The organism is Klebsiella sp. Q11 (assembly GCF_964241505.1).
Classification (GTDB): domain Bacteria; phylum Pseudomonadota; class Gammaproteobacteria; order Enterobacterales; family Enterobacteriaceae; genus Klebsiella; species Klebsiella michiganensis.
In genome coordinates this window covers 116064-130024 of the sequence record NZ_CAXSXW010000016.1, presented here as the reverse complement: position 1 = coordinate 130024, position 13961 = coordinate 116064, and the positions used below count along the sequence as shown (strand labels likewise).

The following is a 13961-nucleotide window of genomic DNA, read 5'->3' as shown; positions in this document are numbered from 1 at the left end:
CCAATAAGACTGACAATGTCGAGGGCGCCTGCGGGCGCCTTTTTATTTACTTTCCGGCGAGGGCACGCGGGAACAGTACGTTATTTTCAAGGCTGATGTGCTCCATCAGGTCATCAATCAGCTCGTTGATGCCGTTGTACATCGCTTTCCAGGTAGTGCAGGCTTCCGCCGGCGGCGTCACGTTCTGCGTGATGTGCTTAATCACCTCCAGCAGCTCGCCCGCTTCATCATGCTCGCTTTCCATGACGCTGATAGGACCGCCGGCCTGCGTTCCCATGCCCTGTTTGATCATCGGGAACAGAATCTGCTCCTCTTTCATCATATGGCTGGAAAGCTCCTGGTGCAGCATGGTCAGATACTTGGTTAAGCCTTTCGGAACGTTGGGTTTGTCGGCGTGAACGCGCTCGACTTTAGTGGCCTGTAAAATCAGCTCCGGCAGCTGCTCGCGATGCCGGTCGTGATAGCGAACGATAATGTGATCGATGATTTCCGCATAGGGCGCAGCCCGCCAGTCGCGCTCTACCGGCTCTTCCGCCAGTTTGGCCAGCTCGGCTTCAATCACCGCGACGTCCAGCTCTTTGCGCGACGCCGCGCGCTCCAGCGTCTGTTTGCCGCCGCAGCAGTAGTCCATATCGTATTGACGGAACAGCGCGGAGGCGCGCGGAATCGTCAGCGCCAGCTCGCCTAAAGGTTGGTCACGGAAAGCCATAGCAGTTACCTCGTCATCAAGAATATAAGTTGTATTTTAAATGCATCTTATGTTCCTGGGAATACCCCTTTAGGATACCAGGCTATTTTTTCTCGCTGACCAGCTCCTGCAGCGCGGGCTTTTCCGGGCGGGCACGCACGGCGGACACCACGCCGAGCACCAGCAGCAGGATACCGCTGAAGGTGAGAAGCGGGGGCAGGCTCTGGCGCAGAATAAAGGTATACAGCAGTCCGGCAAGGGTTTCGAAGACGATCAGCGGCCCGAGGATCACCGTTGGCAGACGCTGGCTGGCAACGTTCCAGCACCACGCGCCGACCCATGAACAGAAGATAGCGATCGCCAGCATCAGGGTGACAAACACCGCCGGGCGCGGGCCGAAGGGGAGCGGAAAGTCCGCGTGCTGGCCGTGCAGCCACCCGCAGGCGATAAGGTATCCGGCCAGGGATACCGGCAGGGTCACCAGCGCCTGCGCGGTGGCCCACATCATCGGCGGTTTATCCGGATTTTCCCGCAGCCAGCGGGCGTTGCGCAGCGCGTACCAGGCCCAGCACACCACCGAGATCAGCGCCAGCGCGATACCGGAGCCGTAGCGCCACGGGCTGAAATCGGGTAAGCCCTGATGCAGCTCGGCGATATTGACGCACGCCAGGCCGAGGGCAATACAGACCAGCGCCGGGAACAGGCGTCGCCACGGCAGCTTGCCGTCGCGCTGGCTATAGAGCAGGTTGGCGAAAACCGGCAGCACGACCGGCAGGGTGCCGATAATCATCGTCGATACCGGCGCGCCGGTACGCTGAATCGCGCTGGCCAGGCAGACGTAATAGATTAAGTTGCCCATCATGGTCAGCCCCAGCGCCGTCCACCAGTCTTTCCCGGTGAGCTGGCGCAGCCGCGCGCGGCCCAGCCAGGCCAGCGGCAGGGCGATCAGCCCCAGCGCCAGATAGCGCCCCATCGACTGTAAAACCGCCGGGTATTCCGGCACCAGTAAAGGACCCACGAATATCAATCCCCACATCAGCCCTGCCAGCAGGGCGTACAGCACACCACTAATCATCACGCCTTCCATTACTCTTTTCGTTGGCGACAGTGTAGGCGAGGCAAAAGCGGGAATATTGTATGAGGTTGCGCATTAGCGCGGGAGAACCTGCTTTTGATAACGTACCGGCGTAATGCCGTAGCGGCGGGTGAACGCGCGCGTCAGGTGCGACTGGTCGGTCAGCCCGGCGGCGAGAGCAACGTCGGCGGCGGGCATGCCGTGGGTGAGAAACGCTTTGGCGCGCCACAGGCGAATCGCCATCAGCATCTGGTGCGGCGTGACGTGAAAGTGCGCTTTGAACTGGCGTTGAAAATGGTATGGGCTCAGCGCCGCCACCTGCGCCAGCTCATCGAGGGTGACCGTACGCATATAGTTGTCGTGCAGATAGTCGCGTACCCGCTCGAAGCGGTGGCGGGCCTCGGGCAGCGCAGCGGCGTGATGGGCAAACGGACGGAAGGTATCGATGAGATCCAGCAGCAGGCCCTGCTGCGCCAGCGGATCGTCGGTATGCCACAGGCCATAGATAAGATTGCCGATTTGCCGGGAGCGCAGCGGATCCTGGCGAACCACCTCGCTGAACCACCAGTGGCGTTCGCCGGTCACCTCTTCCAGCGTATCCGGGTCGAGATAAATCATCCGATAGCGCCAGCCGTCGGTGGTCTCCGCCTCGCCGGTGTGCAGCTCATCGGGGTTCATGGTGACGATCGAGTTAACCGAAGCCACGTGCTGGCTGCCGCGATAGCGAAAACGCTCGGCGCCGAGCTCGATCGCGCCGATACCAAAGGCTTCATGGGTGTGCGGTTCAAAGGCGTAGCGGGAGATATGGGCATGGTACAGCTCAACGCCGGGCAGCTGCGCCAGATGGCGAAAGCGCGCGCTGTCTCTTTCATCACTGAACTGTTCTGGTACGCCTTGCATGCGATAACTCCCGACGGACATCCTTTTATTATTGAGGATGGTCCGCCGGGATGCTACAAAAATTAACCACTATGTAACAGTTACAGAATGCCTTTGACGCTCTCTGCCAGCGTCGTGGTTGGGCGACCGATGAGCTTACTCAGGGTGCGGCTATCGTCGAACAGACCGCCTTTGGACGCGCCGGTATCAGAATCCGCCAGCATGTCAGCCAGGCCAGCGGGCAGGCCTACGCCCTTCAGCGCGGCGGCGAAGTCGGCTTCGCTGAGGTTTTGATACACCACGTTTTTACCGCTTTGTTTGCTCAGCTCAGCGGCAAGTTCGCTGAGGGTCCACGCTTCATCGCCCGCCAGCTCGTACACTTTTCCGGCATGGCCCTCTTCGGCGATAACGCGAGCGGCGGCGGCGGCGTAGTCCGCGCGGGTGGCGGAGGCGATTTTGCCGTTACCGGCCGCGCCGATAAATACGCCATGTTCAATCGACGGCGGCGCGCTGGCAAGGTAGTTTTCGGTGTACCAGCCGTTGCGCAGCAGGGCATACGCAATGCCGGAGTCGGCGAGCATTTTCTCGGTGGCGATATGCTCATCCGCCAGCCCCAGCGGGGAGGTATCGGCGTGCAGCAGGCTGGTGTAGGCGATAAATTTCACGCCGGCGGCTTTCGCCGCGTTAATCACGTTGCGGTGCTGGACGGCGCGCTGGCCAACTTCGCTGGACGAGATCAGCAGCAGTTTGTCCACGCCCTGCAGGGCGGCGGTCAGCGCGGCTTCATCGCTGTAGTCGGCCTGACGAACCACTACGCCCTTTTGGCTCAGCGATTCAGCCTTCGCCGGGTTGCGCACGATAGCCACAACCTGGCCTGCGGGGACGGTAGTTAACAGATTTTCCAGGACGTGCTGGCCAAGCTGGCCGGTTGCGCCGGTAATTGCGATCATAGGTCTTCTCCTTCGTGTTCATTGGCAGTTGTGGTAAGCTAACACCTTAACTAACTTTTAGTAAGTACGTACAAAAAGGTAAGTATGAATATGGCGAATCTGACGCTGAGCGAGCAGCTACGCAACGGCAACCTGTTTGCCGAACAGTGCCCCTCGCGGGAAGTGCTCAAGCACGTGACCAGCCGCTGGGGCGTACTGATTTTGGTGTCCCTGCGCGATGGCACCCATCGGTTTAGCGATCTGCGGCGTAAGATCGGCGGCGTCAGCGAAAAGATGCTGGCCCAGTCGCTCCAGGCGCTGGAGCAGGATGGCTTTCTTAACCGCGTGTCGTACCCGGTGGTACCGCCGCACGTTGAATATAGTCTGACTCCGCTCGGTGAGCAGGTGAGCGAGAAGGTGGCGGCGCTGGCGGACTGGATTGAGCTGAACCTGCCCGCGGTTCTGGCGAACCACGAACAGGTAGCCTGAGGGTGATGTCAGGATAGCCCCGGTAAGCGCAGCACAACCGGGGAACCGGCAATTATTTACTCAAATCCAGCTGATAAATGGCAAAGCCGATATCGTCGGTAGCCACCTGGCGCATCGGGTATTGCGCTTTCTCTTTGATAAACGCCGCGGCCTTATCGCCCGGTGAGGTTTCAAAGCGAATATCCAGCGGTACGGTGCTGTGGATCGGCGCCAGGCGCCAGTTGTTATCCGCGGCCGGATGGATCTCGCCGTTTTTCTTCGACTCCGCGCCAATCCACGCCGCCAGCACCGAGCGGTTTTCATCCGGCGAGGCGAACGCGATATGATCCTCGCCGGTGCCCTGGAATTTACCGCCGTAAGCGCGGTAGTTATTGGTGGCGACGAGGAAAGTGGCGTTCGGATCGATTGGCTTGCCGTTAAAGGTCAGGTTTTTAATTCGCTCGGCCTGCGGATTAACGGGCTGACATTCGCCGTCATAGCGCGCCGGCTGGGTGATATCGATCTGGTAGTTCACGCCATCGATGACATCGAAGTTGTAGGTGCGAAAGCCGTCCCAGTTAATCAGCGACTGCGGCTTGCTGCTGCCGGGGTCAATCTGATTGAACTGCCCGGCGGAGCACTCCAGCCACTCTTTAACCTCTTTACCGCTGACTTTCATCACCACCAGGGTGTTGGGATACAGGTAGAGGTCGGCGGCGTTGCGGAAGGTGAGCTGCCCTTTTTCCACTTCAACAAAGCTGGCGGGGTCATTTTTGCGTCCGCCGACTTTAAACGGCGCGGCGGCGGAGAGTACCGGTAGTTTCGCCAGATCCGGGTCGCCCTGAATATAGTGCTCAACGTAGGCCTTCTGGGCCATATTGACCACCTGCACGGTCGGATCGTCCTGCACCAGCGCCAGATAGCTGTACATATTGTCCGAGGATTGACCAATCGGTTTGCCGACAAACTCGCGGGTGGCGTCATGGTCGGCTTTTAGTACCGCCACCATGTTGCTGTCTTCTGCCGCCAGCGATTTCTTCGCCACCGAGTCGTAGATCGGTCGCGCTTCGGCTTTCGCTGCGCTGACCTGCCATTTACCGCTGTCGTTGTTCAGAACCAGATCGACCACCCCAAGGTGATCGCCCCACATGCCCGGCATCACTGCCGGTACTCCGTTCAGCGTACCTTTCGCGATATCCGCGCCTTTGATACCGGCAAAATCTTTGCTCGGGAAGACGGCGTGCGCGTGGCCGAACATAATGGCATCAACCCCAGGCACCTGGCTTAAATAGTAAACGGAGTTCTCCGCCATGGCCTGATACGGGTCGGCGGAAAGGCCGGAGTGGGCAATGACCACCACCACGTCCGCGCCTTTCTCACGCATTTCCGGGACAAACTTGCGTGCGGTGGCGGTAATGTCGTTGACGGTGACTTTGCCGCTGAGATTAGCTTTATCCCAGGTCATAATCTGCGGCGGTACGAAGCCGATATAGCCAATGCGCAGGGTCTGCGTTTTGCCGTCGCTATCCTGTACCTGGGTATCCTGAATCAGATAAGGCGTAAACATCGGTTGGCCGGTTTTGGCGTCAATAATATTGGCGTTCACGTAGGGGAATTTTGCCCCGGCCAGCGCTTTGTGCAGGAAGTCGAGCCCGTAGTTAAACTCGTGGTTGCCGAGGTTACCTACGACATAATCCAGGGTATTCATCGCCTTGTAGACCGGGTGAACATCACCTTCTTTCAGTCCCTTCGCCGCCATATAGTCGCCCAGCGGGCTGCCCTGAATAACGTCGCCGTTATCGACCAGCACGCTGTTTTTGGCTTCCTGGCGCGCTTTCTCAATCAGGGTTGCGGTGCGCACCAGGCCAAATTTTTCCGTGGCGCTGTCTTTGTAATAGTCAAAGTCCATCATATTACTGTGCAGATCGGTGGTTTCCATGATCCGCAAATCGACCGTCGCCGCATTTACGCTGGCGGCGATCAGCGTGGCCAGCAGCGTTGCGCTAAACTTAATCATCAGTGGCGTCCTTTTTTATGAGCAATGGCACAGAAGAAAATGTATTTACATTCTGTTGCTTACAGAAATGTGAATCATGCCAGAAAAGCGGTGAAGGAAACCGCCATCGTTATCACAGATAGCGGAACTCACAATGATGCGATATAAATAAAACAACGAGTTAACGCCACTGTAACCAGACGAGGTGGAGAATGTTAGAACAAGTATGTCAGCTAGCACGGAACGCAGGCGATGCCATCATGGAAGTTTACGATGGAAAACAGCCGATGGACGTTGCCAGCAAGAAGGACGATTCTCCGGTCACGGCCGCGGATATTGCGGCGCACAAGGTGATTATCAGCGGCCTGCTGGCGCTGACGCCCGATATTCCGGTTCTGTCGGAAGAGGACCCGCCGGCCTGGGAGGTGCGCCAGCACTGGCAGCGCTACTGGCTGGTGGACCCGCTGGACGGCACCAAAGAGTTTATCAAGCGCAACGGCGAGTTTACCGTCAATATCGCCTTGATTGAAAACGGGAAGCCGATCCTTGGCGTGGTCTACGCGCCGGTGATGAAGGTGATGTACAGCGCGGAAAAGGGCAAAGCGTGGAAAGAGGAGTGCGGCGTTCGCAAGCAGATTCAGGTCCGCGATGCGCGTCCGCCGCTGGTGGTGATTAGCCGCTCCCACGGCAATGACCCGGAGCTGCAGGAGTATCTGGAGCAGCTTGGCGAACACCAGACCACCTCAATCGGTTCATCGCTGAAGTTCTGTCTGGTCGCCGAAGGGCAGGCCCAGCTTTATCCGCGCTTCGGGCCGACCTCCACCTGGGACACCGCGGCCGGTCATGCGGTCGCCAGCGCCGCCGGGGCGCACGTTCACGACTGGCAGGGGCGTACCCTTGATTACACGCCGCGTGAATCGTTCCTCAACCCCGGCTTCCGGGTCTCTATTTATTGAGCAGCTTGTGCAGCAGGGCAACCACCTGCTGCACCTCTTCCTGGCTAAGCGCGCCGTCTTTAGCCCACTGTACGCGGCCATCTTTATCCAGCACCACGATGGCCGAACTCTCTTCATTAAGCTGCCACGCTTTGCGGACCACACCGTTGCTGTCGACGATAAACTGCGACCAGGGGTAGAGCTGCTTGTTGCTCTCAATACTGCTGCGGACAAACATGCCTGAACCCGGGATAGCGTCATCGGTATTGACGATTGTGGTGGTTTGATAGCGATCGTGCGGGAGCTTCGCGCTTTTAATCGCTTCAATCAGGGTCGCGTTTTTTTCTTTTGCCGACGAGCGCCCGGCAATATGCTGCACGACGCGCACTTTCCCCACCAGCTGCGCGCTATTCCAGCTTTTATAGCTAAACTTATCGTTGCTCAGTACCAGCTCCCCCCGATCCGCGACGCCGACCGGCGCAACGCGCTGGCCATCGACAAAGTTATGCGCCGACGCCATCAGCGGGAACAGGAGACATGAAACGGCCAGTAATCTACGTAGGGTCATGGTGTTTCCTTTTATTATCTGTGCAGGTGATCCGACCACTTGGTCTGCTTTAATCATAAGTGCGATTTATGGGCATTACCCGCAATGATGGTGCCAGTTTGCGTGTTGACGCACAATTCCGTCTAAAATCGGCGACTTATACTACCTTCATCGGATGCCTGAAACGAAAACTCTGAATTATTGTCATCATAAGGTAAATAAACTTATACAAACTGGGTATCACTCAGATTCTGGACTATAGTTTCAGGGCATTAAAATTTGCGATTCCGGTACGTGGGCTAACTGTGGCACCACAGGAGCGTAACCCTGGCAGGAGACAACAATGAAAATTTTCCAACGCTACAACCCGCTACAAGTAGCGAAGTACGTGAAGATCCTGTTCCGTGGACGTTTGTATATCAAGGACGTTGGCGCTTTTGAGTTTGATAAGGGCAAAATCCTTATCCCGAAGGTTAAGGACAAGCTGCATTTGTCAGTGATGTCTGAAGTCAACCGCCAGGTGAGCCGTCTGCAAACAGAGATGGCATAACCTGAAAAGAGGTATGACTACACGGTAAAAAGGCGGCTCCCTAAGGGAGCCGTTGATGTTTCTGGACCTATCCCTTCATTTCCGCATAGCGTTTACGGTACTCGCCCGGGGGAATGCCGTTATGTTTACGGAAAATGCGTGTGAAATAGACCGGGTCTCCGTAACCTACCGACAGGGCGATTTTGTTAAGCGGCAGGGAGGTGCTCTGGATCAGCCACCTCGCGCGGTTGATGCGCTGCGCCTCGCGCCAGGCGTAAACCGTTTGCCCCAGCTCATTTTTGAACAAATGCGCCAGCCGCGAAGGGGAGAGAAAAACCATCGCCGCCAGGGTCTCGATCTTCATCTCCTGGGCAATATGTTCGTTAAGATAGTCGCACACGGCGTTAATCCGCGGGTCGTGGGCGTGGCGGTTGCTGATCGGCTGTTGCTGAAAGCAGTTCAGGATCAGGCGCTCCAGCGCATTCATCGCCAGCGCCTCCGATAGCGGGGCGGAAGCGGAGTGGTGGCGGATAACTTCATAGAACAGATCGCGCAGACTCTGCAACTGCTCAGGATCGTTGACCGTGGTTTTACCAATGCCGTGGGTCGTTTGATCCCATTTTAGCCAGTCTATCCAGTAGGGCCGGGGGATGAAGTAGATCCATAAATGATCCCAGTATTCGCTGTGTTCGTCCCGTCCGTAATGGTGCGGAACGCCGGGCGGGAAGAGCAGCAGATCGTTTTCACGACACAGAAGGGAGCCGTCTCCCGCTTTCGCGCGCGCCTGGCCGCGCAGCGTCAGATTGATGATGTAACCTTTCATCCCCTGCGGGCGGTTTATGTAGTAGTCCAGCTTTGAGCCGCGGGTGATGGGGGTAAAGCCGGCGACGACCCAGGCGTTGAAGGTAAAGGTCTTCATCAATGGCGAGAAGTTCAGTAGCTCATTGATATCCAGTTCCATCGTTTCTCCCGCCCGAGCGCCGCCGCCCGCTTAACTTTCGATGATAGTAAATTCCCATGCTTTGAGGCGCAACGGCTGGCCGCAGCTAACTTTTTCCCCGCTCAACAGCGCGTTGCCCGATGTCTCGCTGATAAACGCCTGCGGTTCGCCGGAGTAGTTGAACAGGAAGTGGATGCTGTTGCCGTCGCGGTTGCGCATCTTTTTGACCACCAGCGGATAGCGGTAGGCCGATGTACGTGAACGCAGCTCCAGTCCTGCGGTCAGCCGATCGAACAGCTGGCTAATCAGCGTTTTCTGCGGCAGGAAGCCAACGTAAATCGCCCGACCCTGAGCGTAATCCGCCTCGGTGGCGGCGGCATGGTCGCCCCATGCCGGATGCTGATAGCGCAGTAGCGTACGGGTACCGGCGTCCGGCGTCAGCAGCTCCATCCACAGCTCGGCCTGATTGTCTTGACGGCAATCAATGTCCGCGCTGCAGGCGCTTACCGTGGTTTCTTCCGGCAGGGTGAATTGACTGTAGCTCACGCCGCAGCTCTCGCGCAAAATTCCCGGCTGCGCGCCGCTGCGCACCTTCACGTTTTCATCGCTAAAGCCTGATTTAAAGCCGATCAGCGCTCTGCCGCCCTGCTCAATATAGCGGTTGATGCGCGTCAGCAGGCCATCATCGGCGGCGTAGAGTCCGGGTACGATCAGCGCGCGGTAGCGCGCGGTTTCCTCGTTAACGTCGTGGATAATATCGAGGCTGATATTGTGGTCGTACAGCGCATCGTGGAAGCGGCGGAAAATATCGTTATAAATATTGCCCTGCGCGTCGCCGGGACGGAACTGGTTAAGGGCGTCCATCGCCTCATTGCTTATCAGCAGCGCGACGTCGTTTTCTGCCTTCAGCTCCGCCAGCTGCGGCGACAGGCGGGCAAAGTCAGCCCCGATAGTGGTGGCCTCCTGCCAGGTCGCGTTGCGCGAGAAGTCGTGGCTTAACAGCCCCTTCCAGTAGGTCTCGAACGCGTTATGAATCGAATGCCAGTGCCAGTAAGAGACCATCGCCGCCCCCGATGCCACGTGGCTAAAAGCCTGCAGGCGCAGCTGGCCCGGATAAGGTGTCCACTGGGCAAAGCCCTGCGCCTGGGTTTCCAGCACGAAGTAATTCTTACCCTGCTTTAGCGAACGCGTAATGGCGCCGCCAAACGCGATTTCTCGCCCGGTCAGGTGTTTCTGGCTCGGATGATAGATATCGACTCCGGCAATATCCAGCGTCTGCGCCGCCGCAAAATGGTCAACTCGCGGCTGCACGCCGTAGGAGTAGCCGCGCCATTCAAAATCGAAGTTGTGGGTGACGAACTGATGCGGCTGGGCATATTAGCGCACGATCTCCGCCTGCCAGGCGAGATACTCCGTCACCTGCTGGCGCTGGTAGCGGGAGAACGCGCAGGCGAGGCTGGCGTTGATAGTGTTTTCGACCGGCGGAAAATCCTGCCAGCTATCGATGCGGTTGCTCCAGTAGTCCAGACCAAAATCGTTATTCAACTGGTCAAGGTCGGGGTATTTTTCCTGCAGGCTGCGTACAAAACCCTCCTGCATATGGCGGCCGATATTATCGTAATGCTTGGTTTCGTTATCCAGCTGCCAGCCAATAATCGCCGGATGGTGCTGCACGTGCGCCATTAGCGTACGGATAATCTTTTCGGCATAGCGGCGAAAGGTCGGGTTGACGATATCCATAATCTGGCGCGGGCCATATTTTTGCTGCCCGTTGACGGTAGTGACCAGAATATCCGGGTGCTTCGCCGCCAGCCAGGCCGGGACGGCGTAGGTTGGCGTGCCGATAATCACCGCGATCCCCGCTTTATGCATGGCATTCAGCACCCGGTCGATATGGTAGAAGTTATATTCGCCCTCCCGGGGCTCCAGCGTACTCCAGGTCGATTCGGCAATCCGCACCACGTTAATGCCCGTTTCCTGCATTAAGGCGATATCTTTCGCCAGCCGATCTTCCGGCATATATTCATCGTAATAGGCCACGCCATAAAATAAATCAGACATACAGGTTACCTCCTTAAATTAATGCGCGGGCGCCGGCTGCGGGGCAAAAGCGCGCGCTTTGTCCAGCGTAATAAATGAAATCAGGGTAAAGCACAGGGCGATGCTGCCGAGCACGATATAGCTGCTGGTAAAGCCCATGCTCTGGTACATATGACCGATGCCGGTAGAAAGGAAAATAGAGCTAAAGCTTTTCGAAAACTGGAAGCCGATTAAATAAACCGTGGCCGAAAGCAGCGGGTTGAAGTTGGCCGTAATATATTTCAGCGCGGCGACGAGTAATACCGAGCTTTCAAAACCGTGCAGCAGTTTAATCAGGCTAATGGACACCGGACCGATAGCCCAGGCCGAGCCGATAATGCGCAGACTCATAATCATTCCGCAGTACAGCAGAGCATTTTTCGGGCCGATTTTATTCACGAACCATGGGGCGAAAAACATCACCACCGCATCAAGGAAAATCTGACCTGTGGTTAAATAGCCGAAGACTTCCGCGCCGCGCGCTTTGCTCTCAAAGAAGTGGCTGTAATAGATGGCGAACTGCTGGTCGTAGGTTTCATATACCGCGCCGACGCCGATCGTGTAGATCGCGAAGAACCAGAATTTCTTCATTTTCAGCAGCGAGGTGGCGTCGCTCAGGGTGACCGGCGAGGCTTTACTACTGTGTATCGCGCCTTGTTTATTCGCGCTAATCTGCATTTTCCAGACAATGACCAGCAGGCATACGCCGGCACCGCTGGCCAGCCAGAAAATCATGTTCTGGTCGATCCCGTAGAGCTTGCCTGCCGCGAAGGTGCCGATAGCCGCGCCAATGCCGCCAAACATTCTGGCGCGACCAAACTCAAAACCGGAAGCGCGGCTGACTTTATCAATGTAAGCTTCGCAAATACCGCAGCCTGCGCCATAGGCCATGCCAATATAGATGCCGCCCGCCAGCGCCCCGAGAAAAACGTTAACTTTTAATAATGGCGCAAAGACGTAGATCCAGTAGGGGGCAAAGAGGGTAATAATGATGGCCAGCAGCCACATCAGGTTTTTACGATAGACCAGCCTGTCGGATATAAAACCGAATAGTGGTTGAACGCAAACGGCAATAATCGCGGTAAAGGAATAAACCAGACCGACGTCAGTGTAATTAATGCCGATGGTTTCCGTTAACCACAATGATAAATAAGGATAGCAGCATCCCCAGCCAATAAAGAAGAACAGGAAGAACAGACAGCTTATATAGTAGTTTTTATTTGATTCTATCATGGTAACCCTCGCTTCCTTTATTCAGGAATATGATCGTGTAGACGCGAGCAAAGTTACCTTTTTGCGCAGAGGGGAGTCATGAACGTTTCGCTGTGGAGCAGTAAAAATCTGCTATTGCCCGAGGGGCGTGAGCAGCCTCACATTCGGACAATAAAAAAGGCGGATTTTCATCCGCCTTGTCGGTTCGTCAACGGTTTTACGCTGACTCTTTATCGCTGTTGGCCGCATCCGGCAGCTTGGGCACCAGCACCGTCGGCTTATTGTCGATACGGGTCACCAGCAGCTGATCGATGCGGTAGTTGTCGATATCCACCACTTCGAACTTATAGCCGGAGAATTTCACCGCGTCGGTGCGCTTGGGAATTTTACGCAGCATAAACATCATAAAGCCGCCGATGGTCTCGTAATTGCCGGACTGCGGGAAATCATCGATATCCAGCACCCGCATCACGTCGTCGATCGGCGTTCCGCCGTCAATGAGCCAGGAGTTTTCATCGCGCGCGACGATCTGCTCTTCCAGCCCCTGGCCGACGAGGTCGCCCATCAGGGTGGTCATCACGTCGTTCAGGGTGATAATCCCGACCACCAGCGCATATTCGTTCATGATCACGGCGAAGTCTTCACCGGCGGTTTTAAAGCTTTCCAGCGCTTCAGACAGCGTCAGGGTATCCGGGACAATCAGCGTATTGCGAATCTGCACGCCGCCGGTCAGCACCAGACTCTGGTTTGCCAGCACGCGGTTCAGCAGGTCTTTGGAGTCAACGTAGCCGATGATGTGGTCGATATCTTCATTACAGACCAGGAACTTGGAGTGCGGATGCTCCGCGACCTTATTCTTCAGGCTCTGTTCATCTTCGTGAAGATCGAACCAGATGACGTTTTCACGCGAGGTCATCGATGAAGGCACGGTGCGCGATTCCAGTTCGAACACGTTCTCAATCAGCTCATGCTCCTGCTTACGCAGCACCCCTGCCAGCGCGCCGGCTTCCACCACGGCGTAAATATCATCGGAGGTAATGTCGTCTTTACGCACCATCGGAATTTTGAACAGGCGGAAGATATTGTTTGCCATGCCGTTAAACAACCACACCAGCGGGCGGAAGAGAAACAGGCAGAAGCGCATCGGGTTGATGATGCGTAAAGCGACGGCTTCAGGCGCGATCATACCGATGCGTTTCGGAGTCAGGTCAGCAAACAGAATGAACAGGCTGGTGACCAGGGTAAAGGAGATAATAAAGCTCAGCTGCTCGGAGAGCTCCGGGGACATATAGCGGCTAAAGAGGCTGTTAAACGCCGGCGAAAATGCCGCATCGCCGACGATACCGCCGAGAATCGCTACCGCGTTGAGGCCGATTTGCACCACGGTAAAGAACATCCCGGGGTTTTCCTGCATCTTCAGCACGCGTTGAGCGTTGATGTTGCCGTCATCGGCCAGCAGCTTGAGTTTGATTTTACGTGATGCGGCCAGCGAGATTTCCGATATCGAAAAGAACGCACTGACGGCTATCAGACAAAGTATTACTAAAATACTGTTTAACATATCTTATCTGACCGTTGAGATCAGATCCTCGGAAGGGAAGTGGATAACGCTAAGTGGAATTCACAAAAAGCCGGTCCGAAGGCTCTGGACCGGCGATAGCACGGCGTAGTATAGCGTAAGGTA

The 13961-nt window shown here is 56.4% G+C and carries 12 protein-coding genes and 1 pseudogene; 3 read left to right on the top strand and 10 right to left on the bottom strand.

Annotated elements, in window-relative coordinates; all coding sequences use genetic code 11:
• Positions 1-46 precede the first annotated feature (46 nt).
• The 4 genes from ytfE to ACESQ2_RS22950 form a co-directional block, all read right to left on the bottom strand.
• A complete protein-coding gene (gene ytfE, locus ACESQ2_RS22965) occupies positions 47-709 on the bottom strand; it encodes an iron-sulfur cluster repair protein YtfE (RefSeq protein WP_014227630.1) in 663 nt (220 codons plus the stop codon).
• An 82-nt stretch (positions 710-791) separates the two neighbouring features.
• Entirely contained in the window at positions 792-1763 is a 972-nt protein-coding gene (locus ACESQ2_RS22960) for a DMT family transporter (protein ID WP_004098010.1), read from the bottom strand.
• A gap of 75 nt (positions 1764-1838) precedes the next feature.
• On the bottom strand, positions 1839-2663 hold the full coding sequence (locus ACESQ2_RS22955; protein ID WP_046876860.1) for an AraC family transcriptional regulator: 825 nt from the start codon (positions 2661-2663) through the stop codon (positions 1839-1841).
• Between the two features lie 80 nt (positions 2664-2743).
• A complete protein-coding gene (locus ACESQ2_RS22950) occupies positions 2744-3592 on the bottom strand; it encodes an SDR family oxidoreductase (protein WP_014227633.1) in 849 nt (282 codons plus the stop codon).
• 90 nt (positions 3593-3682) lie between these two features.
• On the opposite strand from ACESQ2_RS22950, the gene ACESQ2_RS22945 reads away from it, so the two are divergent.
• Entirely contained in the window at positions 3683-4060 is a 378-nt protein-coding gene (locus ACESQ2_RS22945) for a helix-turn-helix domain-containing protein (RefSeq protein ID WP_004098015.1), read from the top strand.
• Positions 4061-4112: 52 nt separating this feature from the next.
• Here ACESQ2_RS22945 and ACESQ2_RS22940 read toward each other — a convergent pair whose 3' ends face one another.
• Complete coding sequence (locus ACESQ2_RS22940; protein WP_049069025.1) at positions 4113-6056, bottom strand: bifunctional 2',3'-cyclic-nucleotide 2'-phosphodiesterase/3'-nucleotidase; 1944 nt, start codon at positions 6054-6056, stop codon at positions 4113-4115.
• 191 nt (positions 6057-6247) lie between these two features.
• Here ACESQ2_RS22940 and cysQ point away from each other — a divergent pair, with 191 nt between their 5' ends.
• A complete protein-coding gene (gene cysQ / locus ACESQ2_RS22935) occupies positions 6248-6991 on the top strand; it encodes a 3'(2'),5'-bisphosphate nucleotidase CysQ (protein WP_004098019.1) in 744 nt (247 codons plus the stop codon).
• Here the strand turns inward: cysQ and ACESQ2_RS22930 are convergent.
• The gene (locus tag ACESQ2_RS22930; protein WP_025107624.1) at positions 6981-7538 is read right to left on the bottom strand and encodes a YtfJ family protein; all 558 of its coding nucleotides are present in this window, start codon (positions 7536-7538) and stop codon (positions 6981-6983) included. The two genes, cysQ and ACESQ2_RS22930, sit on opposite strands and share 11 nt — an antisense overlap.
• 322 nt (positions 7539-7860) lie before the next feature.
• Between ACESQ2_RS22930 and ACESQ2_RS22925 the strand changes: the two genes are divergently transcribed.
• Positions 7861-8067 carry a DUF1107 domain-containing protein gene (locus ACESQ2_RS22925; RefSeq protein WP_004098023.1) on the top strand — a complete coding sequence of 69 codons (207 nt, stop codon included), beginning with the start codon at positions 7861-7863 and terminating at the stop codon, positions 8065-8067.
• A gap of 67 nt (positions 8068-8134) precedes the next feature.
• Here the strand turns inward: ACESQ2_RS22925 and araC are convergent, their stop codons facing one another.
• The 4 genes and pseudogenes from araC to ACESQ2_RS22905 all read right to left on the bottom strand — a co-directional run bounded on the left by araC (position 8135) and on the right by ACESQ2_RS22905 (position 13838).
• Positions 8135-9007, bottom strand: a complete 873-nt coding sequence (araC, locus tag ACESQ2_RS22920; RefSeq protein ID WP_009652293.1) for an arabinose operon transcriptional regulator AraC — start codon at positions 9005-9007, stop codon at positions 8135-8137.
• Positions 9008-9037: 30 nt separating this feature from the next.
• Positions 9038-11047, bottom strand: a pseudogene (locus ACESQ2_RS22915) (beta-galactosidase).
• An 18-nt stretch (positions 11048-11065) separates the two neighbouring features.
• Positions 11066-12298 (bottom strand): oligosaccharide MFS transporter, encoded by a 1233-nt coding sequence (locus ACESQ2_RS22910; RefSeq protein WP_219677740.1) that lies wholly within the window; start codon positions 12296-12298, stop codon positions 11066-11068.
• 196 nt (positions 12299-12494) lie between these two features.
• Positions 12495-13838: a hemolysin family protein gene (locus ACESQ2_RS22905; protein WP_025107621.1), complete on the bottom strand. Its 1344-nt coding sequence runs from the start codon at positions 13836-13838 to the stop codon at positions 12495-12497.
• Positions 13839-13961 lie beyond the last annotated feature (123 nt).